Source organism: Mesorhizobium sp. B2-3-14 (genome assembly GCF_006442175.1).
GTDB lineage: Bacteria > Pseudomonadota > Alphaproteobacteria > Rhizobiales > Rhizobiaceae > Mesorhizobium > Mesorhizobium australicum.
Genome location: NZ_VFVP01000012.1, coordinates 127,950 through 149,261 on the forward strand (window position 1 = coordinate 127,950; position 21,312 = coordinate 149,261).

The 21,312-nt window shown below is 64.3% G+C and carries 14 protein-coding genes; 13 read left to right on the top strand and 1 reads right to left on the bottom strand.

Annotation, left to right across the window (positions count from 1 at the left end):
• Positions 1-159: 159 nt before the first annotated feature.
• The 8 genes from FJ950_RS25215 to FJ950_RS25255 all read left to right on the top strand — a co-directional run bounded on the left by FJ950_RS25215 (position 160) and on the right by FJ950_RS25255 (position 11,009).
• Entirely contained in the window at positions 160-1,842 is a 1,683-nt protein-coding gene (locus tag FJ950_RS25215) for an amidohydrolase (RefSeq protein ID WP_140619473.1), read from the top strand.
• A gap of 136 nt (positions 1,843-1,978) precedes the next feature.
• On the top strand, positions 1,979-3,073 hold the full coding sequence (locus tag FJ950_RS25220; RefSeq protein ID WP_140619475.1) for an ABC transporter ATP-binding protein: 1,095 nt from the start codon (positions 1,979-1,981) through the stop codon (positions 3,071-3,073).
• Positions 3,073-3,993 (top strand): ABC transporter permease, encoded by a 921-nt coding sequence (locus tag FJ950_RS25225; RefSeq protein ID WP_140619477.1) that lies wholly within the window; start codon positions 3,073-3,075, stop codon positions 3,991-3,993. The genes FJ950_RS25220 and FJ950_RS25225 overlap by 1 nt, the downstream gene beginning before the upstream one ends.
• Positions 3,986-4,786: an ABC transporter permease gene (locus tag FJ950_RS25230; RefSeq protein ID WP_015315933.1), complete on the top strand. Its 801-nt coding sequence runs from the start codon at positions 3,986-3,988 to the stop codon at positions 4,784-4,786. Before FJ950_RS25225 ends, FJ950_RS25230 begins: the two co-directional genes overlap by 8 nt.
• Before the next feature lie 23 nt (positions 4,787-4,809).
• On the top strand, positions 4,810-5,844 hold the full coding sequence (locus tag FJ950_RS25235; protein ID WP_015315934.1) for an extracellular solute-binding protein: 1,035 nt from the start codon (positions 4,810-4,812) through the stop codon (positions 5,842-5,844).
• A gap of 64 nt (positions 5,845-5,908) precedes the next feature.
• Entirely contained in the window at positions 5,909-7,105 is a 1,197-nt protein-coding gene (locus FJ950_RS25240; protein ID WP_140619479.1) for a serine hydrolase, read from the top strand.
• A gap of 32 nt (positions 7,106-7,137) precedes the next feature.
• Entirely contained in the window at positions 7,138-8,319 is a 1,182-nt protein-coding gene (locus tag FJ950_RS25245; RefSeq protein ID WP_140619481.1) for a serine hydrolase, read from the top strand.
• 365 nt (positions 8,320-8,684) lie between these two features.
• Positions 8,685-11,009 carry a Tex family protein gene (locus tag FJ950_RS25255; protein WP_140619483.1) on the top strand — a complete coding sequence of 775 codons (2,325 nt, stop codon included), beginning with the start codon at positions 8,685-8,687 and terminating at the stop codon, positions 11,007-11,009.
• On the opposite strand, the gene FJ950_RS25260 is transcribed toward FJ950_RS25255, so the two are convergent.
• Positions 11,010-11,921: a LysR family transcriptional regulator gene (locus FJ950_RS25260; RefSeq protein ID WP_140619485.1), complete on the bottom strand. Its 912-nt coding sequence runs from the start codon at positions 11,919-11,921 to the stop codon at positions 11,010-11,012. It abuts the gene before it with no gap.
• A gap of 103 nt (positions 11,922-12,024) precedes the next feature.
• Here FJ950_RS25260 and FJ950_RS25265 point away from each other — a divergent pair, with 103 nt between their 5' ends.
• The 5 genes from FJ950_RS25265 to FJ950_RS25285 all read left to right on the top strand — a co-directional run bounded on the left by FJ950_RS25265 (position 12,025) and on the right by FJ950_RS25285 (position 21,276).
• Positions 12,025-13,218, top strand: a complete 1,194-nt coding sequence (locus FJ950_RS25265; RefSeq protein ID WP_140619487.1) for an acyl-CoA dehydrogenase — start codon at positions 12,025-12,027, stop codon at positions 13,216-13,218.
• Positions 13,219-13,418: 200 nt separating this feature from the next.
• Complete coding sequence (locus FJ950_RS25270) at positions 13,419-16,778, top strand: transglutaminase family protein (RefSeq protein WP_140619489.1); 3,360 nt, start codon at positions 13,419-13,421, stop codon at positions 16,776-16,778.
• A gap of 6 nt (positions 16,779-16,784) precedes the next feature.
• Positions 16,785-19,196, top strand: a complete 2,412-nt coding sequence (locus FJ950_RS25275) for a circularly permuted type 2 ATP-grasp protein (RefSeq protein ID WP_140619491.1) — start codon at positions 16,785-16,787, stop codon at positions 19,194-19,196.
• Between the two features lie 12 nt (positions 19,197-19,208).
• Positions 19,209-20,093 (top strand): transglutaminase family protein, encoded by an 885-nt coding sequence (locus FJ950_RS25280; protein ID WP_140619493.1) that lies wholly within the window; start codon positions 19,209-19,211, stop codon positions 20,091-20,093.
• 244 nt (positions 20,094-20,337) lie between these two features.
• Complete coding sequence (locus FJ950_RS25285; protein ID WP_140619495.1) at positions 20,338-21,276, top strand: glycosyltransferase family A protein; 939 nt, start codon at positions 20,338-20,340, stop codon at positions 21,274-21,276.
• The last annotated feature ends 36 nt before the right edge of the window (positions 21,277-21,312 follow it).

The following is a 21,312-nucleotide window of genomic DNA, read 5'->3' on the forward strand; positions in this document are numbered from 1 at the left end:
GTCGCATTCTTTATCCACACTGTCTCTTGGGATAACAAGGGAAATTTCGAAGACAGCGTACTGGCATCTATTTTTGTCCCATGGCGCCGCTCCTGTGGAGTGGTCGTTGGGCACGGGGTTGTCGGGTCTAAAATCAGTCGTCAAAAGCGCGGAGTCGCGATGTCTGTTACGGGTGCGGGTCACAATGCGGATCTGATTGTCATCAACGGTCGTGTGCTGACCATGGACGGTGACAATCCCGCCGCCGAGGCCGTTGCCGTCAAGGACGGCGCCATCATCGCCATTGGCAGCCGTGCTGCAATCGAAGAGTTCAGGGGAAGGGGTACAAAGGTCATCGACGCCGAGGGCGGTTCGGTGATCCCGGGTTTCATCGAGGCCCATATGCATCTGTTTTCAGGCGCGGCCGAGCTTGCCCATCTGCAACTGGCGGGCGTGCATGGGTTCGAGGCGCTGAAGAAGGCGATCCGCGACTATGCAGCGGCGCACCCCGACGCGCGGATGCTGGTCGGGCAGAGCGTCGACTACACCGTGCTCGACGACGAGCGGGTGACGCGACACCATCTCGACGCGATCCTGCCGGACCGGCCATTCGTCATGGCCGCCCCCGACCACCATACGATGTGGGCCAACACAAAGGCGCTTGAACTGGCCGGCATCCTCAAAGGACGCATGCTTGGTCCGGGCAATGAGATCGTCATGGGCGACGATGGCTTGGCAGCGGGCGAATTGCGCGAGGGCGAGGCCTTCGGCCCGGTTCTCGACCTTGCCGGCGAAGGCCGCGTGCGGCTGGGCCTGGCGACCGGCGGTGAGCCGGACCCGATGCCGTCGGCCGCCGAACGCGCCGCCGACCGCGACATCATGCGGCGCGGGCTTGCCTGGTGCGCGCGCCACGGCATCACCTCGATCCAGAACATGGACGGCAATCTCTACCAGCTCGAACTGCTGGCCGAGATCGAGGCCGAGGAAGGCCTGCCCTGCCGCGTGCAGATCCCCTTCCACTACAAGAACTTCATGACGCTCGACATGCTCGACAAGGCGTCCGTGATGGCCGAACGCTACGACAGCGAATGGCTGTCCTCGGGCATGGTCAAGGTGTTCTACGACGGCGTGCTGGACTCGTGGACGGCTGTCATGGTCGAGCCCTATGCCGATCGTCCCGACTGGGTCGGCGAGCCGCTGTTCACGCCACGGCAGTTCATCGACCTGGCGGTCGCCATCGACAGGCGCGGGCTGCAGATCGCGGTACACTCGATCGGCGACGGCGCCGTGCGTGCCGTGCTCGACGGCTACGAGGCGGCGCAAAAGGCCAACGGCAAGCGTGACAGCCGGCATCGCGTTGAACATATCGAGGTCACCACCCCATCGGATGTGCCGCGTTTTGCCGAACTCGGGGTCATCGCCTCGATGCAGCCGCCGCATCCGCCCGGCGCCATGGATTTCCCGTTGGAGCCGACCGTGTCGCGCATCGGGCAGGCCCGCTGGCCGCTGAGCTATGCCTGGCGCACCTTGAAGGACGCCGGCGCCCATGTCGTGTTCGCCTCGGATTGGCCAGTGTCGCCGATCGACCCGATCCTGGGCATTCAGGCGGCAGTGCTGCGCAAGCCATGGGCAGAAAGCGATCCCGACCAAAGCTTCTCGCTGCATGAAGCGATCGCCGCCTACACGGTCGAGGGCGCCTATGCGGAATTCGCCGAGCATCGCAAGGGCATGCTGAAATCCGGCTACATGGCGGATCTGGTGGTGCTGTCGGCCGATATCGAGAAGACGGCGCCGGCCGATCTGCACAAGGTACGGCCGGTGACGACGATCTGCGGCGGCAAGGTCACCTATCAGGCCCGATAATGGCATGAGGCTTGCTGGCTAAAGACTGACTGAACTGTGATTCAATGCCGGGCTTGCCAACCTACCGGCCATGTGGTCACATCCAACAGGGGACAAACTCCGCCAGCAAGAGCGGGGTCAACAGTGAGGCGTAATCGTGCCGGACAAACCGGATCGGAATGCGATTGAAGTAGTAAACGTCAGCAAAATTTTCGGATCGGGTGAGGGGCAGGTCGCTGCTCTCGACAAGGTTTCGGTCTCCATTCGCGAAAACGAGTTCTTCACGCTGCTGGGACCCTCAGGCTGCGGCAAGACCACCTTGCTGCGGCTGATCGCCGGCTTCGACTTTCCAACCGCCGGGGAAATCCTGCTCTACGGCCAGGACATCGCGCCCTTGCCGCCGTTCAAGCGCCCGGTCAACACCGTCTTCCAGTCCTACGCGCTGTTCCCGCATATGACGGTGGCCGACAATATCGGCTTCGGCCTGGAGATGCTGGGCAAGCCCAGGGCCGAGATCAAGGCGCGCGTCGCCGAGATGCTGAAGCTGGTCAAGATGGAAGCGCTGGCCGGCCGCCGCACAGCCCAGATTTCCGGTGGCCAGCAGCAGCGCGTGGCATTGGCCCGGGCATTGGCGCCGCAGCCGAAAGTGCTGTTGCTCGACGAACCGCTCTCGGCGCTCGACTACAAGTTGCGCAAGGAGATGCAGATCGAGCTCAAGCGGCTGCAGCACGAGACCGGCATCACCTTCATCTTCGTCACTCATGACCAGGAAGAAGCGCTGACCATGTCGGACCGCGTCGCTGTGATGTCGTCGGGCAAGATCCTTCAGGTCGGTTCGCCCTGGGATATCTACGACAAGCCGGCGGATCGCTTTGTCGCCGACTTCATCGGCGAAACCAACTTCCTCACCGCCGCCATATCGGGCATCGGCAGCGGCAAGGCGCGCGCGACGCTCAAATCCGGCGCGACCATCGAGGCGACCGTTGCCGAAGGTTTTCAGCCGAAGGACAACGCCACGGTGGTGGTAAGGCCCGAGCACGCCAAGCTGACGCAGGACAAGGGCGACGTGTCGGGCACGGTCGAGAACATCGTCTATTTCGGCACCGACACGCATATCCACGTCCATCTCGACAGCGGCGAGGCCTTCACCGTGCGCCAGCAGAACACGCGCAGCGCAGGCTGCGGTTTCGAGCGTGGCGACAAGGTCGGCATCATGATCGGCAACGATGCCGCGCAAGTGCTGAGGGACTAATGGCGACCGCGGAAGAAGTCGCCAAGGCAGCGGAACGGCGCGATGTCCGTGACCGCTGGCTTCTGTCAGCGCCGGCGCTGCTGGTCATTCTGTTCGCCGCGACCGGCCCGTTGCTGATCGTGTTGGTCTATTCGCTCCTGACGCCGGGCGCATATGGCGACGTGAAATGGCAGTTCTCGAGCGATGCCTGGACGTCGGTGTTCCTGGAGCGCGACATTTTCGACGACACGCTGTCGCTGGCGGCGGCGCATGTCACCATCTTCTGGCGCTCGATCAAGCTTGCGGTTGTGACGACACTCGCCACGTTGGCGCTCGGTTTCCCGACGGCCTACTTCATGGCGACGCGCAGTGAAAAGACCAGGGATCTCTGGCTGTTCCTGATCACCATCCCGTTCTGGACCAACCTGTTGATCCGCACTTTCGCCGTGCTGCAGATCATCCGCAACGAAGGCATCGTCAACACGATCCTGCTCAAGCTCGGCATCGTCTCGGCGCCGGTCCAGATCCTCTACACCGACACGGCGATCCTGATCGGCATGGCCTATGTCTACCTGCCGCTGATGGTTCTGCCGATCTACGCCAGCATGGAGAAGCTCGATTTCCGGCTGGTCGAGGCGGGCTACGATCTTTACGCGACGCGTTTCAAGGTGCTGCGGAAGATCATTTTCCCGCTGGTCAAACCCGGCGTCATCGCCGGCTCGATCCTGGTCTTCATTCCGGCGCTGGGCGCTTATGTGACGCCGAGCGTGCTGGGCGGCGGCAAGAACATGATGCTGTCCAATTTGATCGAACTGCAGTTCGGACAGGGCCGCAACTGGCCGCTCGGCTCGGCACTGTCGATCACGGTGATGATCATCGTTATGGTGGCGCTGCTTGCCTATGTGCGCAATGCCGGGAAGTCGAGGGTGCGGCATGGCTAGCAACTTTTCCATCAAGCACCAGCCGGGTTTCACCGCGATCGCGGCGACTTGTTTCGTTATCCTCTATCTGCCCATCATCGTGCTGGTTATCTACGCCTTCAACGCGGCGAGCTCGACATCCGAATGGGGCGGCTTTTCGCTGAAATGGTTCCAGTCGGCATACCAGAACACTCAGGTCATCGACGCGACGCTGCGTTCCTTCCAGATCGGCTCCATCGCGGCGGTGCTGTCGACCGTCTTTGCCACCATGGCGGCACTCGCCACCACGCGCACGGCGTCGTATCCCGGCCTTACCTTCAAATACGCGGCGATCAACCAGCCGCTGATGGTGCCCGAGATCGTCACCGGCGTGGCGCTGCTGATCTTCTTCTCGCGCATCAAGATCTTCACCGGTTATTCCGGCATCGGCTACCTGGTCGCCGCGCATACGGCGTTCTGCATTCCGTTCGCCTACCTGCCGATCCGGGCGCGGCTGGAGAATATGGATCTGACGCTGGAGCGCGCCGCGGCCGATCTCTACGCGACGCCATGGAAGACCTTCCGCCGCATCACGCTGCCGCTTTTGTGGCCTGGTATCCTGGCCGGCCTGATGCTGGCCTTCGTCATCTCGCTCGATGACGTGGTCATCACAGAGTTCGTCAAATCGGGCGGTCAGGACACGCTGCCCACTTACATGCTCGGCCAGATCCGCCGCGGCATCACACCCGAGATCAACGCGATATCGACCGCCTTCCTGCTGCTTTCGGTCGCGATCGTCACGTTGTTTTTCTTCGTCAGCAGGAAACGAGACTGAAACCGACAATGGGAGTTAAAACCATGAACTGGAAGACAACAGCGACCGCCATGGGGTTGGCGTTGCTTGCCTCGACGGGCCTCGCGCGGGCCGAAGGCGTGCTCAACATCTACAATTGGGGAAACTACACCAGCCCCGACGTGATCAAGAAGTTCGAGGCGAAATACAACATCAAGGTGACGATCACCGACTATGACTCGAACGACACCGCTCTGGCCAAGGTTCGCCAGGGCGGCACCGGCTTCGACATCGCGGTGCCTTCGCAGACCTATGTGCCGATCTGGATCAAGGAAGGCCTCGTCCAGGAGACCGATCCCGGCAAGATGGAGAACGCCAAGAACATCGCGCCCGAATGGGCCAATCCCGACTTCGACCCAGGCCGCAAATACACTGTTCCTTGGGCCTGGGGCACGATCGGCGTCGTCGTCAATACCGACGCCTACAAGGGCCCGGCGAACACCTGGGGCATCATCTTCAACACGCCCGACGAGTTGAAGGGCAAGGTCAACGTCGTGCCCGAGATGGGCGACGTGATGTTCGCGGCGATCAAGTATGTCGGCGGTCAGCAATGCACCGACGACAAGGCGGTGCTGAAGAAGGTGCGCGACCTCCTGGTGGCAGCCAAGCCGAACTGGATCGCCATGGAATACAACACCATCGAGAAGATGGGCGCCGGCGACTTCAAGGCAACCAGCGACTGGAACGGTTCGGCCCTGCGCCAGCGGCTGGCCAACCCAGCCATCCACTTCAACTATCCGAAGGAAGGTTATGGGCTGTGGAGCGACAACGTCGTTGTGCTCAAGGAGGCCAAGAACGTCGAAAACGCCAAGCTGTTCCAGAACTTCATCATGGATCCGGAAAACGCCGCGGGTCTCTCGGCCTTCCACCGATACGCGAACGCCATCACCGGCTCGGACAAGTACATGCCAGCCGACATGAAGGACGCGCCGGAGGTGGTCATTCCGGCCGACGCCAAGCCGCTTGGCGAACTGCAGCAGATGTGCGCTCCGGAGACGCAGGAACTCTACACCAAGATCTGGACCGAACTGCAGAAGTAGTCACAGACCCAAGGGGCCCGGCGGCACTTGCCGCCGGGCCTTTTCTTTCCGGGAATGGCCTTTCATGAGTTCCTATCGCAACAGCGATCCGCGGCCGCCGATCATGCAAGGCTCGCCGCCCGCCATGCTGCCGCCGAGGCTCGACTGGGACAGGCCGCCCTGGAACCGCTGGGCTTTCCAGCACATACGGGAAATTCTGCCGACCGTGGAAGTCTGGCGCGGCGCTGGCCATCGCCACCGTCTCGAACGCGCCGAGGTCGATCTCGACGGGCTAGCGGTCGAGGACAGCGAGGGCAGGCCTTCGACACTCGCCGGTCTGCTCGACGAGACCTATACGGACGGCTTCCTGGTGCTCAAGGACGGCAGGATAGCCTATGAGCGCTATTTCAACGGCATGGACGAGCGCACGCTGCACCTGTCGCAGTCGATGGCCAAGTCGGTCACCGGCTCGGTGTTCGGCATATTGGCCGGGCGCGGCCTGATCGATCCGGCGAAGCCAGTGACGGACTACCTGCCGGAACTGAGCGCGACCGGGTGGGCCGGCGCCAGCGTCCAGCATGTGCTTGATATGACCACCGGCGTGCGGTTTTCGGAGGAATACACCGACCGCTATTCCGACATCGGCCAGGTCGATGTCGCCACCGGCTGGAAGCCGGTGCCACCGGGCAGCGATCCGGATTTCCGCTGGCCATCGCACATGTTCGAACTGATCCTGGGCTTGAAGGACACGGTTCGCCCGCATGGAGCCACGTTCGAATATCGCTCGATCGAGACGGACGTGCTCGCCTTCATCATGGAACGGGTGACCGGCAAGCGGCTGGCGCAACTCGTCTCGGAAGAACTTTGGCAAAAGCTCGGGGCTGACGAAAGCGCCTGCTTCACCGTCGACAGCGCCGGCTATGCGCTGGCCGATGGCGGCTTCAACGCGACGCTGCGCGACTACGCCCGCTTTGGCCAGCTGATTCTCGACAATGGCGGCGGAGTGGTGCCGGCTGGGTGGGTCGAGGCGACACGAAACGGCAAGCACGTGCCGGACTTCAGTGAAAGCCTGCCGGAAGGCAGTTACCACAATCAGTTCTGGATCGAGGATCCGCGTTCGCGCTCGCTGATGTGCCGCGGCGTGTTCGGACAGTTGATCCACATCGACTGGAACACAGGAATGGTCGTGGTGAAGCTGTCGACCTGGCCGGATTTCAGCAACATGGCCTATTCCAGGGCAACGCTGAAGGCCGTGCACACCATCGCCGCGGCGCTTGCCTGAGCTTCATGACCAATGGACTGGGAGGAAACGCCATGACCGGCAAGACCGCGTTCGAGACTCGATACGGATTCCGCCGTAACGAGGTGCTGCTCGGCAACTGGCGTGTGAGCCCGTTCAATCGGTGGTCGTTCCAGAATCTCGGCGAACTGGTGCCGACCGCCCGTGTGGCGGCAGCGCCCGGCGCCGCAGAAGCCCCTCGGCGAGACATGGACGGCTTGCTCGGGGAAAAGGTCACGGTCGCGACTGCACCGGAGACGGTGGCTGAATTCCTCCTGCGCTCCAGCACCGACGCCCTGACGGTGATGAAAGGCGGCAAGATCATTGGCGACTGGTTCGCGCCGCATATGGAGTTCGGCGCGCGCCACATCATCTTCTCGATCAGCAAATCGGTGACCGCGATCATCGCCGGCATACTGGAAGGCGAGGGCGTGTTCGACCCTGAAGCGCCGGTGACGGACTATATCCCGGAAGCAGCCGGCTCGGCCTATGGCGATGCAAGCGTTCGGCATGTGCTCGACATGAGCGTCAGCCTCGACTTCGAGGAGGCCTATCTCGATCCGGAAAGCGCCTTCGCCCGCTATCGCCGCGCGACGCTGTGGAATCCGGGCGGCGGCACCGAAAGCCTGCGTGAATTCATCCTGACCCTGCAGCGGCTTGCCGAGCCGCATGGCCAGACCTTCCGCTACCGCTCGCCCAATTCCGACCTGCTCGGCCTGCTGCTCGAGCGCGCCTCGGGCCAGCGCTTCACCGACCTCATGCGCGAGAAACTATGGCTGCCGCTTGGCGCCCTCAGCGAGGCCTCTGTCGCCGTCGACATGGAAGGCACGGCACGCACCGCCGGCGGCATTTCGGTGACGCCGCGTGACCTGGCGCGCCTCGGCGAGATGATGCGGCAGGGCGGCACCGCCAATGGCCACCGCATCGTGCCCGAGGCCTGGGTGCGCGACACCACCAGCACCGGCGGCAGCTCGGAAGCTTGGCGGCGCGGTGCCATGCTGCCGCTGTTCCCGAAAGGCCGCTACCGCAACAAATGGTATCAGACCGGCTTCGAAAATGGCGCCTATTGCGGCATCGGCATCCATGGCCAGTGGCTTTATGTCGATCCCAGCACCGAAGTGGTGATCGCCAAGATGTCGTCGCAGCCGGAGCCGGTCGACGATGCGCTGGATATCGAGATCGTTGCGTTTTTCGAGGCGCTGAGCCGGATGGTCTAAGTGGGCAGTCGCGTGCGATTGGTGATGTCGGCGCTGCCCCTCATCCGCCTGCCGGCACCTTCTCCCCGTATAGTGACGGGGAGAAGGGATCTGGTCGCTACGCCGGCGCCCCTTTGCACCGTTGGCGATTGGCGAAATCGGCGATGACAGCGCCCCTCTCCCCGTCCCTATACGGGGAGAGGATGCCGGCAGGCAGGTGAGGGGCAGCGCAGACATCTCAGTATGGGCAAATTCCTGCGGTACCCAGATCCGGTGAACGCATCGCGCTTTCCTGTGGACCTCCGCCGCGTGTGAGGACGCGGTGGTTGGCGGGCCGCACGCCAACCCTTATGGTCGCCGCTCTTTTCGACGAGAGTGGGAACGGCATGGCATCCGACATCAAGCGCATCGCAGCCATCATCGCGGCCGAAATCAAGGCGCGGCCGGAACAGGCGGCCGCGGCGATCGGACTGCTTGATGAGGGTGCGACGGTGCCGTTCGTGGCACGCTACCGCAAGGAAGTGACCGGCGGGCTGGACGACACGCAATTGCGCGACCTTGCCGAGCGTCTTGTGTATCTGCGCGAACTCGACGCCCGCCGCGACACCATCCTGGGCTCGATCCGCGAGCAGGGCAAGCTGACGCAAGAGCTTGAAACCAAGATCGCGGGCGCCGCGACCAAGGCGGAGCTCGAGGACATATACCTGCCCTACAAGCCGAAGCGCCGCACCAAGGCCGAGATCGCCCGCGAGCGTGGATTGGGGCCGCTGGCCGAAGCCATTCTCAACAACCGTGCGCTGGTGCCCGCGGACGTCGCGCTCGCCTATGTCACCGGCGAGGTGGCCGATGCGAAGGCGGCGCTCGAGGGCGCGCGCGACATCCTGTCGGAGCAATTCGCCGAAAACGCCGATCTGGTCGGCAAGCTGCGCAGCTACATGAAGGAGCGCGCCTTCCTGCGCGCCAGGGTGGTCGACGGCAAGCAGGAGGCCGGCGCGAAATTCTCCGACTATTTCGACCATGTCGAACGTTGGGCGACCGTGCCAAGCCACCGCGCGCTCGCCATGCTGCGCGGCCGCAACGAGGAGGTGCTGTCGCTCGACATCGAGGTGGATGCCGATGACGGCTCGCCGGTGAAGCCGGTCGAGCGGATGATCGCCAACGCCTACGCCATCGGTGCCAGCCTGCCCGGCGACCGCTGGCTGATGGAAGTGGCAGGCTGGACCTGGCGCATCAAACTGTCGCTGCACCTGACGCTCGACCTGATGCGCGACCTGCGCGAGCGGGCCGAGGAAGAAGCGATCCATGTCTTTGCCCGTAACCTCAAGGATTTGCTGCTGGCGGCTCCCGCCGGCTCGCGGCCGACGATGGGGCTCGATCCCGGCATCCGCACCGGCGTCAAGGTGGCGGTGGTCGATGGCACCGGCAAGCTGCTGGCGACGACGACGGTCTATCCGTTTCCGCCGAGGAACGATGTGCGTGGCACGCAGGCCGAACTTGCGGCGCTTATCCGCCAGCACAAGGTCGAGCTGATCTCGATCGGCAACGGCACCGGCAGCCGCGAGACGGAGAAGCTGGTCGCCGACATGCTGTCCGACATGCCTTCGGCCGGCGGCCCGAAGCCGCTCAAGGTGATCGTCAGCGAGGCGGGAGCGTCGGTCTATTCGGCCTCGGCGACGGCTGCCGCCGAGTTCCCCGGCCTCGACGTGTCGCTGCGCGGCGCGGTGTCGATCGCGCGACGGCTGCAGGATCCGCTGGCCGAACTGGTCAAGATCGAGCCGAAATCCATCGGCGTCGGCCAGTATCAGCACGATGTCGACCAGTACCGGCTCGGCCGCTCGCTGGAAGCGGTGGTGGAGGACGCCGTCAACGCGGTCGGCGTCGACCTCAACACCGCCTCGGCGCCGTTGCTGGCGCGGGTTTCAGGCCTCGGCGCGTCGCTCGCCGATGCAATCGTCGCGCATCGCGATGCGACCGGCCCGTTCGCCAGCCGCAAGGATCTGCTGAAGGTGGCACGGCTTGGGCCGCGCGCGTTCGAGCAGTCCGCCGGCTTCCTGCGCATCGCCAATGGCAGCGAACCGCTCGATGCCTCGTCGGTGCATCCGGAGGCCTATGGCGTGGCCAAGAAGATCGTCGCCGCCTGCGGCCGCGACGTGCGTTCGCTTTTGGGCGACAGTGCCGCGCTCAAGGCGCTCGACCCGCGCGTCTTCGTCGACGAGCGGTTCGGCTTGCCGACGGTGCGCGACATTCTGGCGGAGCTGGAGAAGCCCGGCCGCGATCCGCGTCCCGGCTTCAAGACGGCGACCTTCGCCGATGGCATCGACGAGATCAAGGATTTGAAGCCCGGCATGCTGCTGGAAGGCACCGTAACCAATGTCGCCGCTTTCGGCGCCTTCGTCGATATCGGCGTGCACCAGGACGGGCTGGTGCATGTCTCGCAGCTCGCCGACCGCTTCATCAAGGACGCGCATGAGGTGGTCAAGGCCGGCGACGTGGTCAAGGTGCGCGTCGTCGATGTCGACATCAAGCGCAAGCGTATCGCGCTCTCCATGCGTAAGGATGCCGGCGAGGGCGGTGCATCGAAGGGCGGGCCGCGCGACAATGGCGGCGGCAGGCCGGCGCCACGCGGGCCTACGCCGCAACGCCAGCCGGAGCGGCCGGCACAGCAAGGTGCGTTCGGCGCCGCGCTGGCGGACGCGCTGAAGCGAAAGTAGCTACCACGCCAGAACAGCCGGCTCCTTCTCAAGCTGGCCGAGCAGCCAGTCCCGGAAACTGGCAACCGGCGGATAGCCGCGCTTGTCGTGGGGGACGACGAGGTAATAGGCATTGCGGCTTTGCATCGGTTGGCCTGGCGCGGGCACAAGTTGGCCGCGCTGCAGTTCGCCCTCGATGAGGATCTGCGGCAAGAGCGCCACGCCGAGGCCCGCCATGCAAGCCTGGGCGGCGGTGGCGAACTGCTCGAATTGCATGCCAGGCCCGGTCGGCGCGCTCAGGCCCTGATGCTCAAACCATTCGCTCCAGGCGCCGGGACGCGTCGTCATGTGCAGCAGCGGCAAGCGGCCGATGTCGGCCGGCGTGGCGATGGCGCGGCCGGCGAGGAAGTCGGGCGACACCACCGGCGCCACCGTCTCGCGCACCAGAAGCGTCGAGTCGGCGTCCGGCCAGTCCGGGAGGCCATAGTGGATGGCGGCATCCAACCGTTCGCGTGCGAAGTCGAAGCGCCCGACGCGGGTGACGAAGTTGATGGTGATGTCGGGATTGTTCTCGACGAAATCGGGGATCATCGGCATCAGCCAACGCGTGCCGAAAGTCGGCAGAATGGCAAGATTCAAGATCCCACTATGCCGATTGCTCATCAATCCAAGGGCTGCATCACGCAACTGGCCAAGCGCCGAGCGTACCGCTTCGGCGTAGATTTCACCCGCCGTGGAGAGCCTTACATTGCGGCTGTCGCGTTCGAACAGCCGGCGGCCGAACTGATCTTCCAAAAGTCTTATCTGGCGACTGACCGCGCCTTGGGTCAGGTCCAATTCCTGGGCGGCGGCGGTGAAGGAGCCAAGCCGCGCCACGGCCTCGAAGGCGGCAAGGGCGCTGATGTTGGGCAAAAGGCGGCGCTGGACACTCATGATCCATTCCTAACGCTCATTGATCCGCGAAGCAATTTCGTTTGATTTTTTCAGGCCACGAGCCGATAAGCCGGGCTTCACCTGTTTCAAGGATCGAGAAGCCATGGCCGACAAGAATGCATTCGTGTGGGAAGACCCGTTCCTGATCGAGGACCAGCTTTCGGAAGACGAGCGCATGGTGCGCGATGGCGCTGCCGCCTTTGCCGCCGACAAGCTCGCGCCGCGTATCGAGGAAGCCTATCTCAACGAGACCTTCGACACGGCGATCTTCCGCGAGATGGGCGAGGCCGGCCTGCTCGGCATCAACATTCCGGAAGAGTTCGGTGGCCTCGCTGCCAGCTATGTCACCTACGGGCTGGTGGCGCGGGAAGTCGAACGCGTCGATTCCGGCTATCGCTCGATGATGTCGGTGCAGTCGTCGCTGGTGATGTACCCGATCCATGCCTATGGTTCGGACGAACAGCGCAGGAAGTACCTGCCGAAGCTTGCCAGCGGCGAATGGATTGGCTGCTTCGGTCTGACCGAGCCGGATGCCGGCTCCGACCCCGGCGGCATGAAGACCCGCGCCGAAAAGACCGCCAGCGGCTACAAGCTCTCCGGCTCCAAGATGTGGATTTCCAACGCGCCGGTCGCCGACGTGTTCGTCGTATGGGCGAAGTTGAAGGGGGAGAACGGCAAGGACGAGATCCGCGGTTTCGTGCTGGAGAAAGGCATGAAGGGGCTGTCGGCGCCGAAGATCGGCGGCAAGCTGTCGCTGCGGGCGTCGATCACCGGTGAAGTGGTGATGGAAGGCGTCGAGGTCGGCGAGGACGCGCTGCTGCCCAACGCCAAGGGCCTCGGTGGACCCTTCGGCTGCCTCAACCGGGCCCGCTACGGCATCTCATGGGGCTCGATGGGCGCGGCGGAAGATTGCTGGCATCGCGCTCGCCAATATGGGCTTGACCGCAAGCAGTTCGGCAAGCCGCTGGCCGGCACGCAGCTCTACCAGAAGAAGCTCGCCGACATGCAGACCGAGATCGCTCTGGGGCTACAGGCCTCCTTGCGCGTCGGGCGCCTGCTCGATGAAGGCAAGATGGCGCCGGAAATGATCTCGATCGTCAAGCGCAACAATTGCGGCAAGGCGCTCGACATCGCCCGCCAGGCCCGCGACATGCATGGCGGCAACGGGATCCAGATCGGCTATCACGTCATGCGCCACGCGCAGAACCTGGAAACCGTCAACACCTACGAGGGCACGCATGACGTGCACGCGCTGATCCTGGGACGGGCGCAGACGGGGATACAGGCCTTCTTTTGATCCTCGGCTTCGTCATCCTAGGGCGGAGCAGTCGCTTCCACCAATCATCAGTGCTGGAGACGGTAGCGAGCAACCAGTCGAACCAGATGATATTGTCCGTTCGATAGCCGTTTAATTTAGGTGCACCGCAACATCCGCTTGGAGAATGGCGACCAGATGTGTCAGGGTTCGGCTGATGAAACGCCGATCTCCGGGGCCCCATGGCAATTCTGGCAGCCGTCTACCACCTGACCCACTATAAATACGACCGGCCGGTGGTTCTCGGGCCCCAAATCATCAGGCTGCAGCCGGCACCGCATTCCCGCACCAAGGTGTTGAGCCATTCGCTCAAGGTCGAGCCGGCGAACCACTTCGTCAATCTGCAGCAGGATCCTTACGGCAACTTCCTCGCCCGTTTCGTCTTTCCGGAGCCGGTGACGGAGCTGAAGATCGAGGTCGACCTCGTCGCCGACATGACCGTCTACAATCCGTTCGACTTCTTCGTCGAACCGTCGGCCGAGGCGTTCCCGTTCGACTATCCCGAGGAGATCCGTGACGACCTCGCCATCTACCGCACGCCGGAGCCGGCCGGGCCGCTGCTCCAGGCGTTTCTGAAAACCGTCGACCGCAGCGCGCCCAACACGGTCAATTTCCTCGTCGATCTCAATGCGCGCCTGCAGCGCGAGATCGCCTATATCGTGCGCATGGAAACCGGTGTCTTCTCACCGGAGGAAACGCTGGCAGCGGCCAAGGGCTCCTGCCGCGATTCAAGCTGGCTCCTGGTGCAGATCCTGCGCAATCTCGGCATCGCCGCGCGCTTCGTCTCGGGCTATCTGATCCAGCTCAAGCCCGATCTTGTCGCGCTGGATGGGCCGGCCGGGACATCGGTCGATTTCACCGACCTGCATGCCTGGTGCGAGGTCTATCTTCCTGGCGCCGGCTGGATCGGCTTCGATCCGACCTCGGGCCTGCTCACCGGCGAAAGCCATGTGCCACTGGCAGCGACGCCGCATTTCCGCAATGCCGCGCCTATTTCCGGCATGGCGAGCTTTGCCAATGTTGAGTTCGGTTTCGAGATGCGGGTCGACCGCATCGCCGAGCATCCGCGCATCACCAAGCCGTTCTCGGATGAGAGCTGGCAGGCGCTCGACGCGCTCGGCAACGAGGTCGATGCCGCGCTCGCGGCCGGGGATGTGCGGCTGACCATGGGCGGCGAGCCGACCTTCGTGTCGATCGACGATTTCGAGGCCGCCGAATGGAACACCGCCGCCGTTGGGCCAACCAAGCGCGGGAAGGCCGATGCGCTGATCCGCAGGCTGCGCGAGCGTTTCGCGCCCGGCGGCTTTCTCCACTACGGCCAAGGCAAGTGGTATCCCGGTGAAAGCCTGCCACGCTGGACGTTTTCGCTCTTTTGGCGCGCCGACGGCGAGCCGGTGTGGAGCGACCCGTCGCTGATCGCGCGGGAAGATAGTTCGGCTGATATCGGGCCGAAACAAGCCGAAAGCCTGCTGACGGCGATCGCCGGCGAACTCGGCATCGACACGTCCATGGTCAGCGAAGCCTATGAGGATCCGGCCGAATGGCTGCTCAAGGAAGGCAAGCTGCCCGACAATGTCGACCCGTCGAATTCGAAACTCGAAGATCCGGAGGAACGCAGCCGCATGGCGCGTGTCTTCGAACGCGGGCTGACCAAGCCGTCCGGCTATGTGCTGCCGGTGCAACGCTGGAACAGCCAGGCCTCCGATCCGCGCTGGCGCTCGGAGAAATGGAAGACGCGGCGCGGCCGGCTGTTCCTGGTCCCGGGCGATTCCCCGGTCGGCTATCGCCTGCCGTTGGGCACGCTGCCCTATGTGTCGCCGGCGCAATTCCCCTACATCGTGCCCGTCGATCCGTCGCTGCCGCGTGGCCCGCTGCCGGTGCGCGAAGCGATCTTGCCAGCGGCCGCTCCTGCGGAACTCGAAGGCGCCGACGAAATGGCCCGTCGCCAACAGGCAGCCTCGTTCACGGCGACGACCGGCCAGCAGGAGCGCGTCGAGCAGGAGATCACCGAGATCGGCGGCGCGGTGCGCACGGCACTTTCGGTCGAACCGCGTGACGGCAGGCTGTGCGTGTTCATGCCGCCGGTCGAGGCGCTCGAGGATTATCTCGAACTCGTCGCTGCCGCCGAGAACGCGGCAAGGGCGATTGGCCTTCCCGTGCACATCGAGGGCTACGGTCCACCGCATGACCCGCGCCTCAACGTCATCCGCGTGGCACCCGATCCCGGCGTCATCGAGGTCAACATCCACCCTGCCTCGAACTGGCAGGACTGCGTGGCGACAACGACGGCGATCTACGACGAGGCGCGGCAGACGCGGCTTGGCGCCGACAAGTTCATGATCGACGGCCGCCACACCGGCACCGGAGGCGGCAACCATGTCGTGGTCGGCGGCGCCACGCCCAATGACAGCCCATTCCTGCGCCGGCCCGACCTGCTGAAGAGCCTGGTGCTGCAATGGCAGCGGCATCCCTCGCTGTCCTATCTGTTCTCCGGCCTGTTCATCGGCCCGACCAGCCAGGCGCCGCGCTTCGACGAGGCGCGCCACGACTCTCTTTACGAGCTTGAAATCGCGATGGCGCAGGTGCCGCATCCTGACCAGGGTGCCGCACCCTTGCCGTGGCTGGTCGACCGGTTGTTCCGCAACCTGTTGACCGACGTCACCGGCAATACGCATCGCTCGGAAATCTGCATCGACAAGCTGTTTTCCCCGGATGGTCCGACTGGCCGGCTTGGCCTTGTCGAATTCCGCGGATTCGAGATGCCGCCCAATGCGCGCATGTCTCTGGCGCAGCAATTGCTGGTGCGGGCCATCATCGCCCGCGCGTGGAAGAACCCGCTCGACGGGCGCTTCGCGCGCTGGGGCACCTCGCTGCATGATCGCTTCATGCTGCCGCACCATGTCTGGGCGGACTTTCTCGACGTGCTCGACGACCTCAAGCTCAATGGTTTCGAATTCCGGCCCGAATGGTTCGATGCCCAGCTCGAATTCCGCTTTCCCTTCTGCGGTGAGGTGCAGCATGCCGGGATCAAGCTGGAGCTCAGGCAAGCGCTGGAACCATGGCATGTCATGGGCGAGCAGGGCGCGATCGGCGGCACCGTGCGCTTCGTCGATTCCTCGGTCGAACGGCTGCAGGTCAGGACCGAAGGCCTCAATCCGGAGCGTCATGCGATCGTCTGCAACGGCCGCATCGTGCCGATGAGGGTTACCGACAACAGAGAGGTCGCGGTGGCCGGCGTGCGCTTCAAGGCCTGGCAGCCGGCCTCGGGCCTGCATCCGGCGCTGCCGGTCAACACGCCGCTGGTGTTCGACATCTATGACCGCTGGTCCGGCCGGGCAATCGGTGGCTGCGTCTACCATGTCGCGCATCCCGGCGGGCGCAGCTACGACACTTTCCCCGTCAACGGCAACGAGGCGGAGGCACGGCGGCTCGCCCGCTTCGAACCGCGCGGCCACACACCCTCGGGCTATGTGTTGCGCGAGGAACAGCCGGCGGAAGATTTCCCGATGACCCTTGACCTCAGGCGTCCACCAAGACTGTGATCTGACATGGCAAAGGGGAATCACAAAAGGGTGCGCGGCAAGCCGCAGGCCCATAGCCTGCTGGAGCACTACCAGCCGATCGACGGCGTCGTCGACGAGATGGTCGACGCGTCAGGCAATCCCCGTCCGGTCTGGAAGCATTTTGTCGAAGCGCTGGACGAACTCGGGGCCGAAAAGCTCGGCCAGCGCTTCGCCCGCGCCGACCAGTATCTGCGCGATGCCGGTGTGTACTACCGCGTCTACGACAAAGCGGGCGCCAACGAGCGCGAATGGCCGCTGGCGCATATTCCCTTGCTCATCGAGGACAGCGAGTGGCAGGCGGTCAGCGCCGGCCTGGTGCAGCGCGCCGAACTGTTCGAGGAAATTGTTGCCGATATCCACGGGCCGAACCGGCTGGTCGAAAAAGGCATCCTGCCGGCAGGACTGATCGCGGCGAGCCCTGAATATTTGCGGCCCGTGGTCGGCACCAGGCCGGCCGGAGGGCATTTCCTGCACTTCTGCGCCTTCGAACTCGGCCGCGGTCCGGACGGCCGCTGGTGGGTGCTGGGCGACCGCACCCAGGCGCCTTCGGGCGCCGGCTTCGCGCTGGAAAACCGGGTCGCCACCACGCGCGCTTTGTCCGACATCTATGGCGAGATGCATGTGCACCGGCTCGCCGGCTTCTTCCGCCGCTTTCGCGATGCGCTGATCGGCATGGCAGAGGAGAGCGACGGCCGCGTCGCCATCCTGACGCCGGGGCCACTCAACGAGACCTATTACGAACACGCCTATATCGCCCGCTACCTCGGCATCATGCTGCTCGAAGGCGAGGACCTGACCGTTTCCGGCGGCAGGCTGATGGTGCGGACCGTGTCCGGCCTGATGCCCATCAGCGTGCTGTGGCGGCGGCTCGATGCCGCCTTCGCCGATCCGCTCGAGCTGCGCCCGGATTCGCAGATCGGTACGCCGGGGCTGGTCGAGGCGATCCGGCAAGGCACGGTGTCCACCGTCAATGCGCTGGGCTCGGGCCTGATGGAGACGCGCGCGCTGCTCGCCTTTCTGCCCAAGATCGCGCGCGAATTGTGGGGCGAGGAGCTGCTTTTGCCCAGTGTGGCGACATGGTGGTGCGGGCAGGAGACGGAGCGCGCCCATGTGCTCGCCAATATCGACCGCATGGTGGTCGGCCCGGCGCTGTCGACAAGACTTGCCTTCGAAGATGACGGACAGACGAAGCTCGGCTCGGCGCTGTCGGTCGGGGAGCGGGCGGAACTGGTGGCGCGCATCGAACGCGACGGCGAGGCCTTCGTCGGCCAGGAGGCGGTGACGCTTTCGACGACGCCGGTCTATGTCGGCGGCTGGCTGGAACCGCGGCCGGCGAGCCTGCGCGTCTATCTGGCGCGTACGCCCGAGGGCTGGACGGTGATGCCGGGCGGGTTTGCGCGCGTCGGCCTATCGCTCGACCCGACGGCGATCGCCATGCAGCGCGGCGGCCAGGCGGCTGATGTCTGGGTGGTCAGCGACAGACCCGTGGAGCGCGAGACGCTGCTGCCGCAGGAGAGCGACAGCTTCAACCGGACGAGGCCCGGTAGCCTGCCCAGCCGCGCGGCGGAAAACCTGACCTGGCTCGGCCGCTACATCGAACGCTCGGAAGACACGGTGCGTATCCTGCGCGCCTATCACGTGCGGCTCGCCGAAACGTCCGATCCGGACATGCCGCTGCTGGCCGATATCAGGGATTATCTCGAACCGTTCGGCATCGATGTCGAAACGGCGATCCCGCCAGGGCTGATCGGCACGCTCGACAGCGCGGTGTACAGCGCCGGCCAGATCCGCGATCGTTTCTCGCCGGATGGCTGGCTGGCGCTCAAGGATTTGTCAAAAACGATCCATCAGTTCGCCACCACCGTGGCGCCCGGCGACGATGCGACGCGGGCCATGACCGTGATCCTGCGCAAGCTTGCCGGATTCTCGGGCCTTTTGCATGAGAACATGTACCGCTTCGCTGGCTGGCGTTTCCTCGAGATCGGCCGGCGGCTGGAGCGCGGCATCCAGATCGCCAGCACGCTGGCCCGACTGACCAGCAGCAAGGCGCCGGACGGGGCGCTGGACATGATGCTGGAGATCGGCGACAGCGTGATGACCCATCGACGGCAATATCCGGTGCAGGCCGGCCGGCGCACGGTGATCGATCTCCTGGCGCTCGATCCGCTCAATCCACGCTCCATCCTGTTCCAGCTCGAGAGGCTGAAAGCAGAGATAGGGCTGTTGCCGGCGACCGGCGGCGAGGGGCACATGTCGGCGGCGGCCAAGGAGATCCTGCAGCTCAACACGTCCATCGCCATCAAGGAACCGGCAGACATGACGGTGAAGGCGTTGAACGATCTCGCGGGCGAAATCGGCGGGCTCTACAGCAGCCTCGCCAAAGCCTATTTCGGCTAGAAAGAGATGGCCATGCTGTACGACATCAGGCTTCTGCTCCACTACGACTATGCTGCCGCAGCTGGTGGCGGACGCCATCAGGTGCGCGTGCTGCCGTCGACCATTGACGGTGTGCAGCGTGTCATCGCCGCTTCCCTTTCTTTTTCACCGGCACCCAACGAACGGTCGGATTTTTCCGATTTCTTCGGCAACAATGTCACTTCGATCGCGTTTCGCGACGCCCATGACACGCTCGACATCAGGATGAGCGCGCGTGTGTCGGTGGCGCGGCCCGAGCCGGGGCTCGACGTGTCGCCCGATCTCGGCCGCCTTCGACAGGATCTGGCCGCCGTGCGGTCGCTTGCGCCTGCCTCGCCGCACCATTTCCTGGCCGCCAGCAGCCATGCGGGCATCGATGCGGCGATCACCGCATTCGCGCAAGACAGCATCGGAAACTCGGCCGCAGGGACGGCGATGAACCTGTGCAATCGCATCCATCGCGATTTCACATACGATGACGAGGCGACCACGGTGCGGACCCGGGCCAGCGACGCCTTCCAGCTGAAGCGGGGCGTCTGTCAGGATTTCTCGCACATCATGATCGCCGGCTTACGCGGGCTCGGCATTCCGGCCGGCTATGTCAGCGGCTTCCTGCGCACCATTCCGCCCAAAGGCAAGCCCCGGCTGGAAGGCGCGGATGCCATGCATGCCTGGGTCAAGGTCTGGTGCGGGCGTGATGCCGGCTGGCAGGAGTTCGATCCGACCAATGGCATGCGGGCCTCCAACGACCATATCACCGTTGGTTACGGGCGCGACTATTCGGATGTGGCGCCCATCGTCGGCGTGCTGAAGACGACTGGCGGACAGGTCGGCGACCAGGCGGTCGACGTCATCCCGGTCGTGCTCGAAAAGGCGTGAAACGGGGCGCACTAACTTGCCCGGCGCCGCGAGTTCTCACAAGGATGGGGCAGACTTCTCAGACATCGATGCGGTCACTAGAGCAGCTCACCGGTTCACGGAAAAGGCAAGCCGATCCAAGTCTTTGATTTCGCGCAATTCCGGACGGAAAAGCCGTTTCACACTTTTCCTGTAGGTGCTTAGTCTGTATTCGCCTTAGGGGAGAATAGTCTTAGGCTGCCGCGCACAGGCATGAGGTTTGTCATTGAAAGCTGTCAGCGTCGTCATACCCGCCTACAATGCGGCGGCAACGATCGCTAAGACGCTGGCCTCGCTTGGCGGAGAGGCCGGGTTCATCGGCGAGGTCCTGCTGGTCGACGATCAATCGACCGATGGCACGGCCGATGCAGCCCGGCAGGCCGCGGTGCAATCATCCCTGCCCTTGCGTGTGCTGCCCGCCAGTTGCCGCGACGCCGGCGGCGCCCGTAACCTGGCGCTTGATGAGGCAGCCCATCCGTGGGTCTACCTGATCGACGCCGACGACCTGCACCTTCAGGGCGGCTTAAGCTCCTTGCTGTCGCAGGCGGAAAACCAGCCCAAGGCCGACATGATCGTCGGTGCCTTCCGGCGCAGGGTGAACGGCCAGGATCGGCAGATCAAGGTGCCAAACGGCTACACCGCTGCCTGCCTCACCAACGCCTCCGCCTACGTGAAGGGGGATATACGCTCGGTGGCGGTGGGCAGCGTGCTGGCTTCCCGGCGTCTCATCGGCGAGACCCGGTTCCCCGTCGGGCTCGCCTTCGACGAGGACACGCTGTTCTGGGCGCGGCTGATGAGCAAGGCGTCGCTGGTCATGATTCAGCGCCCCGTCATGATCTACGAAGTTTCAGCGGAGCGTTCGGACGATCGCTTCACGGTCAACCCGGTGCGGCGCTTCCTGGACTGGCGCCGGGAGCTGCGTACGCTCACCGATTGCGGCATCCCGATTTCGGCACTGAAAGCAAGGGAGGGCCTCGTCGCGCTCAAGATCGCCCGTGTCCATTATGCGCGAGGCGACCTGGACATGGCCGCGCGCTTTCTCGCAATAGCCTCAGTGGCGCCGAAGCGGCGCTCGGAAGCCTGGCGCTGCCTGCGCTACAAATTCAAACTCGCGGCGCGCCGCCGGCTGTCCCTTCCGCCGACACAGATGCAGCGCGCATTGTAGGCCCGACCGACGCCACCGGGATTGCCTTGTTTCCAG